Here is a 12,874-nt window from a genome sequence, read left to right on the forward strand (position 1 = left end):
GGCGCTCGTTGCGAGGAGAACGCACATGAAGCTCGGTATTCGAGAGTTCCTGCTGCTAGCTGCGTTGCTGGCGATTCCCATCGCGAGTTACTGGTTGGTATTCAGGCCACAGAATCGTGAGATCAGACAAGCGCAGAACGAGATCTCGCACAAGGTCGAGATGCTCGAAAAACTGCGCCAAGCAACGGCGCGCAGCGCTGATCTTGCTGAAGAGAACGAAAATATCAAAGAGAGCATTGCGGCGATTGAGGGACGTCTGCCAACGCACAAGGAAATCGATGGCGTTGTTCGGCAGGTCTCAGATGTCGCGGTCGAGAGCGGGCTCAGCCAGCCGCAGATTACCACGGAAAAGCCGATCAAGGCTGCTCTCTACATGGAGCAGCCACTCACGATGGTTGTCGAGGGCAGCTTCCGCGGATTTTACGATTTTCTGCTTCGTCTTGAGCAACTCCCGCGTATTACGCGTATGCCCACGATGAAGGTGAAGCGTGTGGACGCGTACGACGGTCACATGAAGGCGGAGTTCACGCTCAGCATCTACTTCCAGCAAACCGAGCAGGTGGGAGGATAACCATGGCTGACGAAAACACATTCCTTCCATTCGAAAATGGGCCCGACGATGAAGTGACGGGAGTGCCGGAGAAGAACGAGGAGATGTCGTTCGCCGTGCCGTCCCGCAAGGTGAATCCGCAGATTCTCCTGTTCATTGGTATCGTGAGCATTGGAGGAGGCATGCTCTGGGGCATGCGGTACTTCGGCTCTCGAAGCGGGATGAGCTTCACCATGGGCGAGGTCGACTATCCACTCGCACCGCCGAGCGGCGTTCGTCTCGAGAACGAGATGCGCATCATGAAGGATCTCGAGTTGAGTGACCAACTCGTCCAGATGCCAGCCGAGGACATCAATCGCAATCCGTTTACTGCGCAGCGCACCAAAGAAGTTGTCACCGAGTACGTCCCGGTGGATGACACGCTCGATCGTCAGGAGATGGAGCGTCTGCGTCGGATGCAACTCGAGCGCGAGAAGCTGCTTGCGCAGATCTCTGATCAGGCGAACAACATGAAGGTGTCCAGCATCATGCTGGGTACCCGCCCTGTTGCTGTTGTTGATGGCAAGCCCGTAACCGTTGGCAACACGGTTGGCCTGTTTAAGGTCGAACGTATCGAAGATCGGGTTGTTGTCATCTCTGCCGAGGGATTGCAGTTCCGGCTGAGCATGGGCGACGATTGATCCTGCTTTGTGTGTGATGTGTTGTCTGTATTGCGATGAAGTGGCGGCTGGAGCGACCGATGGGCAAGCAGAATCTTGACGATCTTCTCAGCGAACTTGGGCTTGGTGGCGATACCAATGCCAAGGGAGAGAAGCACGCGATAGACAAAGCCGAGTCATCGTTCAGCCCTATTCCTTCAATGCCGGCAAACCAGGGTCTCGACGACGAGAGCGCAACAAAGTCGGTGCATCGCGATCCTGCGATTGCTCACAAGCCGGAACACGGCATGACACCGATCATCGGTGACGCGATGAGTTCCATCTACGCTCCGCAGCCTGAGTCGGACGCGAAGAAAGAGGAACTCTCACTCGGGCAGTTTCTTGTGCAGTCCGAAGCGATTACTGCTCGTCAGCTTGCACAAGCGGAGCAGGTTGCCAAGGCAACGCCAGGTCGCAAGCTCGTAGACCTGCTGCTTGAGCAGGGTGGCGAAGAACTGCTGATTCAGCCTGCAATAGCAGACTACCACAACATGCCGTTCGAGCGTGTGCTGCCTGAAGCGGGTGCTGATGGCGGCTTTGATGGACGCATGCTGCAGCGTCTGGGCGCAGAGTTCTGCAAGATGAACGTCGTGCTGCCGTTGCGCATGGAAGGTCAGCGCGTTGTCCTTGGTATGACAACGCCGGATAATGTGTTTGTTGTGGATGATGTGCGAACACGCCTTGGTGTTCGCGGCGTCAAGACAGTGCTTGTTGTTTCTGCTGACATCCGAAAGGCAATCGACTCTGTTGTTGGTGCGAGCAACACAGAATCCTCGGCAGACGATCTGGCCGCGATTCTGGCAGATGTCGATGAGGCAGATGTCGAAGTCGAACAGACCAGGAAGGATGAGGATGCCGTTAATCTCGAGGAGATCAGCGGCGACGAAAACCCTGTCATCCGTTATGTGAACCACATCATTCAGACTGCGGTGAAAGAGGGAGCGTCAGATATCCACATCGAGCCTTCGGAAAAGAAGGTGGCGGTGCGATTTCGTATCGACGGCCGACTGTTCGAGATGATGAACCCGCCCGTGTCGATGGCTGCCGCAATCACCAGCCGTATCAAGATCATGGGCAATATGGATATTTCCGAGCGCCGCATTCCGCAGGACGGTCGAGTGAAGTGTACGGTGGCTGGGCGTCGTCTCGACCTTCGTGTGTCAACACTTCCAGCGGGCACGATGGAAAAAACGGTTATTCGTATTCTCGATACGAAGTCTATCCAGGTGAAGTTGTCCGACCTTGGTTTCTCCGACCACGCGTACGAAACGTGGAAGCATTTGATTGATCAGCCGCACGGCATCGTGCTTGTGACGGGTCCGACTGGTTCGGGTAAGACGACAACGCTGTACGCGAGTCTGCAGGAGCTTGATCGAAACTCGATGAACATCTCGACCGTTGAGGATCCGATCGAATACAACCTCGAAGGCATCACGCAAACACAGATGCACGAAAAGATCGGCATGACCTTTGCGCGCGCGCTCAAGGCCTTGTTGCGTCAGGACCCTGATGTCATCATGCTCGGCGAAATTCGAGACATGGAGACTGCATCGACAGCGATCCAGGCATCGCTCACAGGTCACCTGGTGCTCTCAACATTGCATACGAACGACGCACCCGGTTCGATCACTCGACTGGTCAATATCGGTGTCGAGCCGTTTCTTGTCGCAGCAGCAATCAACGGCGTGCTTGCGCAGCGACTCGTTCGCAAGCTGTGCCAGCACTGCAAGGCCGAGGAAGCACCCGGCGAGGAGATGGAAGCGTTCCTTGAAATGCAGGGCATGCCGACAGACAAGATGTGGAACGCCAAGGGATGCGATCGATGCCGTCAGACGGGGTATTCAGGCCGTATGGGCATATACGAACTGCTTTCGATCGACGATCACGTTCGTGATTACATCGCGCGGAACCCGAATGTGTCCGAGTTTCGACGATTCTGCATCGAGCGTGGCATGGTCTCGCTGCGCCAGGATGGGCTTGAGAAGGTTCGCAACGGTATCACCACAGTAAAAGAGATCCTGCGCGTCACCGAAGCGACGGTCTGACCAACTTTTTGGGTGTTCCAGCCAGCCGCGATTCAATCTGATATCCTCCCTCCGGACCAAAGCGACTTTCCGGAGGATTTTCTATGGCTTCGAACGACCAGCTCTCTGCTACCGGCATCGAATCGACCCTCGAAGAGCACCGTGTCTTTGCGCCACCGGCAACACCACATGCAGGAACGCCAACATGGCATGTTGCGTCGATGGAGAGCTATACAAAGCTACATTCTGAATCTATCAATGATCCCGAGACGTTCTATGGCAGGGTGGCAAAGGAACTGCATTGGTTCTCGCCATGGTCAAAGGTTCTCGACTGGAAAGCTCCGGATGCAAAGTGGTTTGTCGGAGGCAAGACGAATCTGTGTTACAACTGCGTCGATCGACACGTCGAAGACGGACATGGTGACGATATTGCACTGGTGTGGGAAGGCGAGCCAGCAGACGAAGACAAGGGCAAACCAAAGATCTGCGCTTTCACCTATGCACAACTGCAACGCCGCGTTGCCAAGTTCGCCGGTGGTCTGGAATCGCTCGGCGTCCGCAAGGGCGAGGTTGTCACAATTTACATGGGGATGGTGCCGGAACTCGCGGTAGCTGTGCTTGCATGTGCGCGCATCGGCGCACCGCACTCTGTGATCTTCGGCGGCTTCTCATCGCAGGCAATCGTTGATCGTGTGCTGGATGCCGATTCTCGTGTCATCATTACGTGCGATGGCGCATGGCGTCGCGGCAAGATTGTGCCGCTGAAGGAAAGCGTGGACGCAGCGTGCGAAACACTTGAGAATGATCACGACCATCGTGTCGATCAGGTGGTGATGTTTAAGCGCATCGGTGTTGATCCGATGCCATGGAACGACGAGCGCGATGTCTACTTCAGAGATGTCGAGGAGATGGGCGATCAGGAGACGCCGTGCGAGCAACTCGATTCAGAAGACATGTTATTTCTGCTCTACACATCCGGCTCGACCGGGAAGCCAAAGGGCATCGTTCATACGACCGGCGGATACATGGTGCACACCTATCTCACGTCGAAGTATGTGTTCAATCTGATACCCGATCTTGAAGAACCATCACGAGGTGAGGATTCATTCGCTGGTCAGCTCTTCTGGTGTACAGCGGATATCGGCTGGATCACGGGGCACAGTTACATTGTGTACGGAATCATGACAAACCGTGTACCCACACTCATGTACGAGGGAGCGCCGAACTTCCCGGATGAAGGGCGTTTCTGGGATATTGTCGATCGCCACAAGGTTACACAGTTCTATACGGCACCAACAGCTATCCGCGCGTTCATGAAGTGGGGCGACGAGCATCCGAACAAATACGATCTTTCGTCGCTGCAGGTGCTCGGCACTGTCGGCGAGCCGATCAATCCCGAGGCGTGGATGTGGTATCGCAGCGTGATCGGAAAGGATCGATGCCCGATTGTTGATACGTGGTGGCAGACCGAGACAGGCGGGCACATGCTCACGCCGCTCCCGGGTGTCACGCCGACAAAGCCGGGCTCATGCACGCTCCCGTTCTTTGGTGTTGATGCAGCGATACTCGACGAGAAGGGCAACGAACTTCCGCGCAATGCGGGTGGACTGCTTGCGATCCGCAAGCCTTGGCCGAGCATGCTGCGCGGGATTCATGGCGATCGTGATCGTTACATTGATACATACTGGTCGAAGTTCGATGTCGATGGTGCGAAGATCTCGCCGTACTACTTTCCTGGCGACGGCGCGCGTCAGGACGCTGACGGTAACTTCTGGATCATGGGGCGCGTTGACGATGTCATCAACGTGTCTGGGCATCGACTGGGCACGATGGAGGTCGAGAGCGCATTGGTCTCGCACGATGCGGTTGTCGAGGCAGCGGTTGTCGGCATGCCGCACGAGATCAAGGGAACGGGCATCGCAGCGTTCTGTACGCTCGCACCAAACCACGCGCCTGCAGACAGTGCAGCTGCCGAGAAGTTGAAAGCCGACCTTGCAGCGCACGTTGCAAAGGAGATCGGCGCGATCGCAAAGCCGGACCAGATTCGTTTTACCGACGCGCTGCCAAAGACGCGCTCGGGCAAGATCATGAGAAGATTGCTGCGATCAATAGCCGAAGGCCAGACTGAGATTGCACAGGACACAACAACACTCGAAGACTATTCGGTTCTTGCAAAGCTCCGAGAGTCAGACGAGGGCTAATCGCTCAGCAGACTACGATTACCCATATGCCCACTGATGTGACATACAGACGTGAGATCCTGACCGAACAGCCCGATGTTGCAATCGTTGTCGATGCGCTACGGAAAGCGAGCAACGCTGTTCAGCCATCGGATGTAATCGATGCGTTCGGTCAGGTCATGCGTCGATGGTCGCAGCCGGAACTCTTCGTCACACTCTCGACACGAGGTCTTCCCGAGGGGCGGTTCAGGGTTACACGCACCATTGATTCTCGATCGATGTCTTCTGAGCAGCGGCGCGAGAAGCGGTTGCAGGACACGTGGCGCATGCGAGAGAGCTTCGCTGTGCATGACAGCGGCTTGCTTGCTGACATTATCTCCGTGCCTGAGCCCCAGATTCTGACCGGGCTGGATCTTGCAACCGATCCCGCGCTTGGTGAAGCGATTGCAGGCATCTGCTCGTGCGTTGCAATCCCGCATTATGAGGCTGGCAACGCGCTGAACTGGGCGATGAGTTTCTTCGTGAATGAGCCCGCACGGGACGCGTATCCGATCGACCAGATCATTCTGATTTCGAGCCTCATCGGAAAAGCAAGCGGGGCCGCCGCCGCGTTACGTGATGTGCGAGAACTGAATCACCAACTCGAATCACATCTGAACGAGGTGGCGCGTGTGCAACGATCGTTGCTGCCCAAATCTGTGCCGCACATCCCGGGATACGCAATCGACGCGTTCTATCAGCCCAGCCTCCATGCCGGTGGCGATTATTACGATTTCATCCCGCTGAATGATGGCCGGTGGGCCTTGCTGGTTGCAGACGTTTCCGGGCACGGGCCTGGCGCAGCAACAGTCATGGCGATGCTGCACGCGGTGCTCCACGCGTACGCGCACGAGATTGGCGGCGCATCATCTGAGGGTTTTTGCAGTCCGGAACGTGTGATGGGATTTGTGAACAGACGGTTGTGCGCGTCACTCAGTGCGGGCACGTTTGTGACTGCGATCATGGGTGTGCTTGATCCGTCCACGGGTGACTTGATCTACGTTACGATGGGCCACCCACCCGCTCGACACAAACGTGGGAGCACGATCTTCGCCATGGGCGATGCATCGAACGTGCCTATCGCAATTGTGCCGGATCCTTCTATTACCTGTGCCAGAGCGCAACTCGATCCTGGTGATACGGTGGTGCTGTACACTGACGGCATTATCGAGGCGTTCTCGCCGCATCGCGAGATGTTCGGCACGCATCGGCTTGATGAAGTGCTTGAGCAGTGCACGGGCGAGCCGTCGTGTGTGATCCAGTCTGTGACAGAACGTGTGCGCTCGTTTGCTCAGCGCCTGAATCAGGAGGACGATCAGACGCTTGTGGTGATACAACGCAACCGATGATTGCCTGTTTGCGGTTAGATTCGTATTGTCAGGTTGATAGCATTACTCGTCGAAAACAATCACCGAAACGTAACCAAACTCACTCAGATCCCAGTTGTTGGTTGCTCCTGGTACCTGTGTGCAGACACCGATGTCGTATAAATCAGTCGAAGGGACCGTGAACACGCCGGTCGTGGAGTAGGTCTGGCGTGTGTTCGGCGCTGCTTGAAGGTTGTACGATCCGCTCCCAATCGTCGTATTTGTCGTTGCACCCGAAATCTGATAGCAGGGCCATAGCCTGAGATTATCTGCGCCGCTTGGATTGGTCGTACCCAATGTGATGGTGCCAACAATCATCACTTTCTGGCCCGCAACCAATGGGAGCGTTACTTTGCTGCTCGGATTGAGGGTGCGTGTGCTTGTTGGAACGCTTGTAAAACCACTTTGAAATGTCGCCATGACAATGCCAGACGGGCCTTGCGGTCCTGCAGGCCCCTGCGGACCAGTCGCGCCGGGCAGACCCATTGCTCCTTGCGAGCCCTGCGGCCCTTGCGGACCTGCAACACCTTGCGGTCCTGCTGGTCCCTGCGGTCCGGTTGCGCCAGTTGCACCTTGCGGCCCCGCTGGTCCTTGTGGTCCCTGCGGCCCGGCTGGGCCCTGATTGCCGTCGAGTGCAAAGAGCGCAACCGGTGCAGGCGAAATCGCTTTGCGTGGCGTGAGTGTTGTGTATGCGCCGCTTCCACCCGGTGAGCGGATATCAATTTCAAGGTATCGTGCATCGGCGTTGAAGGAACCCATGCCAAAGTCCAAGTCCACGCTGAACCGTCCGTCGGTGATCGTGAAGTTTATTAGCGCAAGTGTTGGGCCGATCTGTGCGCCACCTGTGGATGCGTCGTAGAGGCGGAACCTCAGATCAACATCGCCTGTAAACAGTGCGCCACCCTGCGTGAGTTCGCCCTGATACGAGAACGCTGGGTCGATCGGTGTTTGTGCGAACGCTGGGGTAGCGATTGCGAGCAGACAGAGCAGTTGTTTGAGGGCACGGCGCATCATGGTGTGTCTCCAGAATCGGATTCGGACATCAGTTGACAGCCAGTGTACAAGAGAACCACCCGGATGCAACTGCATATGAAGAGGTACGCGGAAGTCTTCACACACTGTTTTCATTCAAGACCAGATTCGGGAACAAAACGTCCAATAATTACACTGCGAAGTTCTGTATCATTGCACTTACGGACAACCGGTTGCGAACGCGTTGCCGAAACAGATGTAATCGAAGACATTCAGCGACCCGCTGCCATCGCAGTCGGCGTACGGCTCGTTCATCGCATAGGCGTTGCCGAAGCAGATGTAATCAAAGACGTTCAGTGTGCCGTTCGTATCACAATCCGCATAGCACGCGCACGATCGCGTTGCAACAAACACGCCGGATCCCCACTCGATCTGGTTGTTGTCGGGCGGTGTCAAGCCGCAATGGAACGCGATGTCGCCATTGTCATTGATGGACACATTGCCGCCGAACACGGGGTTGGAATCATGCTGATCGATGCGCGCGGTGCCCAGATCGGTTTCGACCAGATCATGCTCGCGTGCAACAACCTCAAGTGTTGTGCCATCACCTACCCAGACAGCACGAAGCCCCGTGCCATCCTTTGCGCGGAACGCGACCTCGCCAATGTTGTTCATCACGGGATGGAAGAACTCGATGTCCGAGATGTCCGGATCGTTTGTTGATGCGATGATGGTGTCCGTTGTTCCATCGGTCAGCACAACAGCACGGCCACCCGCTGCAAGATTCGCAATGAACGCAACGTGCCCTACGTCGTTCACAGCGACAGTGTTATCAAACGATGTATAATCAGACCCCGGATTCGAGTCCGTGTCTTCAGCGATCAGCACGCTCGATCCATCCTCATTGAAGATGAGGACCTGATCTGGCTGACTGTTGCCTGTTTGTCCCGCAGCACCGAGGCGTACCTTTGCAGCAATCTGCCGATTCTCGTTCATCGCGGGTGTAAAGAGAAATGAGTACGGGCTTGCAGGGTTGACACCAGCCTCAACCGCGTGTTGCGCCTGCGAGCCATTGTCCGATGTGATGTACGCGTTGCCGATCGATGCGATGCTCGCGCGGAATCCGACTCTGCCGAGATCATCAAGTCGGACGGAGGAGAAGCTTGTCGCTCCGAACGGCGCACCGGGGAGCACGAGTGTGGATGCAACACTTGTCGGGCCGTCCACACCAATGACACCCGTCGGCGATGCAAACGACTGTGGGAACGCGATGAAACCCGAGTTGTTCAAAGAAACATCGCTCAGTGATGCGCCATCCGGCGAGGTGTAGACAATCTGCCCTGCCCCATCTCCGCCGTACCAGACCATCTTCGCGTCTGTGCCAGCAATCGTCGAGATATAGATGGCAACATCGCCAGCGTCGTTGATCGAAGGCGTGTTGTTTGTGAAGAACGCAGCATCTGGAAGATTGAATGCGCCGGTAAAGTTTGCCCGGCACTGCAGTTGGATATCGCACACGGATTGCGCCTGCACGAGCGAAGTAAGCGCCATCACTGTCGGGAGAAATACTTTTCCGTACAAACTCATCAGTCTTGCTCCTTACGGGCAGCCCGCTGCATACGCGTTGCCGAAGCAGATGTAATCAAACACATTCAGGGATCCATTGCCATCGCAATCCGCGTACGGATCATTTGTTGCATACGCATTTCCGAAGCAGATGTAATCAAAGATATTTAGGAAACCATTGCTGTCGCAGTCTGCGTAGCAATCCTCGCACTCGTCGGGCTTTCCATTGCCGTTCACATCCTGCGAGTATCCAGCAGCGATGTCGCATGAGTCGGGAATGCCATTCGCGTTACAGTCATCCGCAGTGCCGGTTGCGAGATCGATCGCATCACCAACGCCGTTACCGTTGCAGTCCCAATCGCCGATGCGGGAAAAGTACACGTCCTGCTCACCGTTAAATGTTGCTGCCCACGCAAGGCTTGCCCCAACCAGATCCGAGCGGAGATGGTAATAGTCGCCGAGCTTCTGCTGCTGAGGCCAGCCGAGGTGCGAATCGAAGATATCGGAAATCGGCTGTTCTGGTGCGAATGTCTGCCCGCCATCATTGCTGAACGTGTAATAGAGACGGGAAAGATTGGAAGCAGCGTTGTCACGTGTGTCATTCCAGACGACATCGATGCGACCGTTTGGTGCGACGTCAAATGTGCCAAACCATTGATATGACTCAGGCCCTGTCCCGACAGGATCGGTATGCACGCGAACAGGTGGGTCCCATGTGCTTCCATCGTCGGTTGATCGGCAGAAGTACACCTCAGCCGGGTCGCTTGCTGTGTTGAGTGTTGCAAGCATGTACAGGTTGCCGTCGTGCGCGCCGCCGGTCGTATCAATAGCCATGCTAGTCTGCCCCATCAGACCGCCGGGATTGGGTTGCCCGCTCGTTGTAACGCTGCCAACGAACGGCACTGGTGTGAGATGGGTGAATGTTGGTGTCGTGCCCATGTCCCAAGCGTCGGATGACTTCGTGACATAAAACGCGCCGCCCGTTGTGCCGCACATGTAGAGGTCGCCGTTCTGCTTCGTTGCCAGCGTGCCCCAGCGAAACCTTGGTGTCGGGAACGCGTATGGTCCATCCCATGTTGTTCCACCGTTAAAGCTGCGCGCAAACTGGGATGCGCCCCACGGGTTTGCTGCAGTCGACCAGTATGTGTAGGCGTTGCCGAGTCCGGGTGAAGTTGGCTGACGATCCACCATCATCCAGGCTTTGTCGCCACCAAACGCTTCGTTTGGGTTCGACCATGTCTCGCCTCCATCACTGCTGGTGAATGTCTGGCATAGAAAGTTCGGCCCGCCCAAGCTGTAATACACAAAGTTCCCGTTAATATCTGCATCGAGCACAGGATCGGATCTGAAGTTGCCGTTGTCAATGGTGCTGGCGTGCCACGTGCGCCCACCGTCGTTCGTCCACGCAACTCCAGCCTCTCTGAAGTTGGATGCGATAGTGTCGAACTGACGCCAACCAATGATCATGCGGTTCGGCGCGGTCGGATCGATCGCGATCGATGGCTCGTTTGCAGCGTCGCCAACAATGTTCATGCCGTTTGCATCAATGCTGACCTGAAACAACCCGCCGGTGCCATCGATAATGAGTCCGGGCACATTGGGAACCGATCGAGCTTGAACTCCGGGCTCAACTGGTTGCATCGGTGCCTGTTCGAGCACCTGCGCGATGACTGGTTGTGCTGTAGAGACAACGGCTGACGCAACGAGTACAAAGGTAAATGATCGCATGGGTGTCCTTTTTTAGTTCGCATGTGGGAGGTTGCGCAACCGGGTTGATTGTACATGAACAGTCTGTGCAGGCCGAGGAGAATCAGAGAAACATGACGGACATACTGTTCCCCGATGATGGAGCCAAGCCAATATCGGGCCTTTCACGAGACGGTCCTCGTATGAGTGAGTGCGCGTCAGCAACTACGCCGCCGGAGCTGCACGAGTATGTCCCGCCCTGGACGCCAGGCGACAACGAGGTGCATCGTGCGTCGAACGTCATGCGACCTGTATCAAGCATGGGCCAGCAATCGGCCATAATCCTCTGTGCGTGCTTTGCGATGCTCGGAATTGTGTGGTTGATGGGAACATTAGCAGCGACTTCGCTCGGCGTGCCCGTGCGGTATGTGTACTACTTCTGGGCAATGTTCGGTCTTGCTGTGCTCGTCGTGCTAGTTCAAGTCGGCACACGCGCGTACATGAAAGCAGTGAAGTTCAAGCGTCAGAAACTCAATGCTGCTGAGACATGGCGCGTTGCGATCATTGGTAGATCGGCGTATCAGGAAGATTTCGGCGTTGTGCCGACAGAGAACTTTGAGCCCATCGTTGTTCCTGCACGCGTTGGCCACAGATCAAAGAAGCAGTTTGTGGCGGTTGCTGCGATTACTGAAATGGTGTGCTTTCTGTCTGTGTTGTACTTCCTTCCGATACGCACAGTGTTGACCGTCGCGTCGAACTTTTATCTTCTGATGATTCTTGGCGTTGGTGTTTCGAGTGTTGTGACAGGGTTCCTCTATCCCGTGTACTACCGTGTTTTGCCCGGTTCGATCGATATTGTGCGATACCCGTTTCTCGGCATGGGAAAACCAGCAGTTGAACGCTTTGATCTACACGCGTGCCGAGTGACTGTGCTCGCACAACGGAAGATCGTCCTGATCGACGATCCAGCAGTCCCCCCAAAGCCGATCGAACAGGATTCACTCGCGAGAAGTGTGGTAGCACACATGAATATGCAGTACACCTTCCATGCGGCAGCGGAAATCAACGTTGCGCTCAATCGTGATTCGATGCAACTGGTCCGCATGATTGCTGCTGCAGCGATCTCTCCGTACCCGACACCCGAACTGCCGGACGACGAACTGGTCGGCTGATATCTTGACCCTGATCTATACTTGGCAATGCAGACAACCACACTCGCGCCACGATCACCCGCTCTCCCACACATCGTCATCAAGCCCGCGCTTGTTGTCGGGTTCGCACTCCTTACAGCATTGTGCGCACAGATCCAGATCCCGCTCCCCGGCGGCGTGCCAATGACGCTGCAGACACTTGCTGTTGCGACGTGTGCCCTGTGTATCGGCGGCTCGCTTGGCACCATGAGCATGATGCTCTACGTGATGATGGGCGTGGCTGGGTTCGGCGTATTCGCAAATGGATCCGGCGGTGTTGATGTCGTGTTCGATGCGACTGGCGGATACATCCTTGGATTTATTCTTTCGCAGCCTGTTGCTGGCGCGCTGACAAGGAGATGGCGCGATGCCTCCGGAAGATTGACGTGGAACCGTATGTGCCTGATAGCGCTTGCAGTTCATGCGATCATCTTCGCGATCGGTGTGCCTTGGTTGAAGATAGCAACAGGCATGCAAGTGACGAGCGCATTGTTTCACGGGTGTGTGATCTTCATTCCCGGGATGGCGATCAAGATACTGGCGTCGAGCCAGATCGCAAGTGTCACCGGTCAGGCTCGCGAGTAATCTATATTGCATGTCAA

10 protein-coding genes are annotated in these 12,874 nt (G+C 55.9%); 7 read left to right on the top strand and 3 right to left on the bottom strand.

What is annotated here, in order from left to right:
* Positions 1-25 precede the first annotated feature (25 nt).
* The 5 genes from pilO (at position 26) to H6815_06400 (ending at position 6,840) form a co-directional block, all read left to right on the top strand.
* Positions 26-571: a type 4a pilus biogenesis protein PilO gene (gene pilO / locus H6815_06380; protein MCB9860066.1), complete on the top strand. Its 546-nt coding sequence runs from the start codon at positions 26-28 to the stop codon at positions 569-571.
* 2 nt (positions 572-573) lie between these two features.
* Entirely contained in the window at positions 574-1,230 is a 657-nt protein-coding gene (locus H6815_06385) for a hypothetical protein (protein MCB9860067.1), read from the top strand.
* A 59-nt stretch (positions 1,231-1,289) separates the two neighbouring features.
* Positions 1,290-3,293 carry a type II/IV secretion system protein gene (locus H6815_06390; protein MCB9860068.1) on the top strand — a complete coding sequence of 668 codons (2,004 nt, stop codon included), beginning with the start codon at positions 1,290-1,292 and terminating at the stop codon, positions 3,291-3,293.
* A gap of 83 nt (positions 3,294-3,376) precedes the next feature.
* Positions 3,377-5,473 (top strand): acetate--CoA ligase, encoded by a 2,097-nt coding sequence (gene acs / locus H6815_06395; protein MCB9860069.1) that lies wholly within the window; start codon positions 3,377-3,379, stop codon positions 5,471-5,473.
* Between the two features lie 26 nt (positions 5,474-5,499).
* The gene (locus H6815_06400; protein MCB9860070.1) at positions 5,500-6,840 is read left to right on the top strand and encodes a PP2C family protein-serine/threonine phosphatase; all 1,341 of its coding nucleotides are present in this window, start codon (positions 5,500-5,502) and stop codon (positions 6,838-6,840) included.
* A gap of 42 nt (positions 6,841-6,882) precedes the next feature.
* Here H6815_06400 and H6815_06405 read toward each other — a convergent pair whose 3' ends face one another.
* The 3 genes from H6815_06405 to H6815_06415 all read right to left on the bottom strand — a co-directional run bounded on the left by H6815_06405 (position 6,883) and on the right by H6815_06415 (position 11,124).
* Entirely contained in the window at positions 6,883-7,986 is a 1,104-nt protein-coding gene (locus H6815_06405) for a collagen-like protein (GenBank protein ID MCB9860071.1), read from the bottom strand.
* Between the two features lie 63 nt (positions 7,987-8,049).
* Entirely contained in the window at positions 8,050-9,417 is a 1,368-nt protein-coding gene (locus H6815_06410) for a hypothetical protein (protein MCB9860072.1), read from the bottom strand.
* 12 nt (positions 9,418-9,429) lie between these two features.
* A complete protein-coding gene (locus H6815_06415) occupies positions 9,430-11,124 on the bottom strand; it encodes an exo-alpha-sialidase (protein MCB9860073.1) in 1,695 nt (564 codons plus the stop codon).
* Positions 11,125-11,216: 92 nt separating this feature from the next.
* Between H6815_06415 and H6815_06420 the strand changes: the two genes are divergently transcribed.
* Positions 11,217-12,254, top strand: coding sequence for a hypothetical protein (locus tag H6815_06420; GenBank protein ID MCB9860074.1), 1,038 nt, complete (start codon positions 11,217-11,219; stop codon positions 12,252-12,254).
* Between the two features lie 27 nt (positions 12,255-12,281).
* Entirely contained in the window at positions 12,282-12,857 is a 576-nt protein-coding gene (locus H6815_06425) for a biotin transporter BioY (protein MCB9860075.1), read from the top strand.
* Positions 12,858-12,874 lie beyond the last annotated feature (17 nt).

The organism is Phycisphaeraceae bacterium, from assembly GCA_020639155.1.
GTDB lineage: Bacteria > Planctomycetota > Phycisphaerae > Phycisphaerales > UBA1924 > JACKHF01.

Excerpts from the sequence above, each read along its gene's own strand:
- pilO (MCB9860066.1), top strand. The coding sequence starts at position 26 with ATGAAGCTCGGTATTCGAGAGTTCCTGCTGCTAGCTGCGTTGCTGGCG.
- H6815_06385 (MCB9860067.1), top strand. The coding sequence starts at position 574 with ATGGCTGACGAAAACACATTCCTTCCATTCGAAAATGGGCCCGACGAT.
- H6815_06390 (MCB9860068.1), top strand. The coding sequence starts at position 1,290 with ATGGGCAAGCAGAATCTTGACGATCTTCTCAGCGAACTTGGGCTTGGT.
- acs (MCB9860069.1), top strand. The coding sequence starts at position 3,377 with ATGGCTTCGAACGACCAGCTCTCTGCTACCGGCATCGAATCGACCCTC.
- H6815_06400 (MCB9860070.1), top strand. The coding sequence starts at position 5,500 with ATGCCCACTGATGTGACATACAGACGTGAGATCCTGACCGAACAGCCC.
- H6815_06405 (MCB9860071.1), bottom strand. The coding sequence starts at position 7,986 with ATGAAAACAGTGTGTGAAGACTTCCGCGTACCTCTTCATATGCAGTTG.
- H6815_06410 (MCB9860072.1), bottom strand. The coding sequence starts at position 9,417 with ATGAGTTTGTACGGAAAAGTATTTCTCCCGACAGTGATGGCGCTTACT.
- H6815_06415 (MCB9860073.1), bottom strand. The coding sequence starts at position 11,124 with ATGCGATCATTTACCTTTGTACTCGTTGCGTCAGCCGTTGTCTCTACA.
- H6815_06420 (MCB9860074.1), top strand. The coding sequence starts at position 11,217 with ATGACGGACATACTGTTCCCCGATGATGGAGCCAAGCCAATATCGGGC.
- H6815_06425 (MCB9860075.1), top strand. The coding sequence starts at position 12,282 with ATGCAGACAACCACACTCGCGCCACGATCACCCGCTCTCCCACACATC.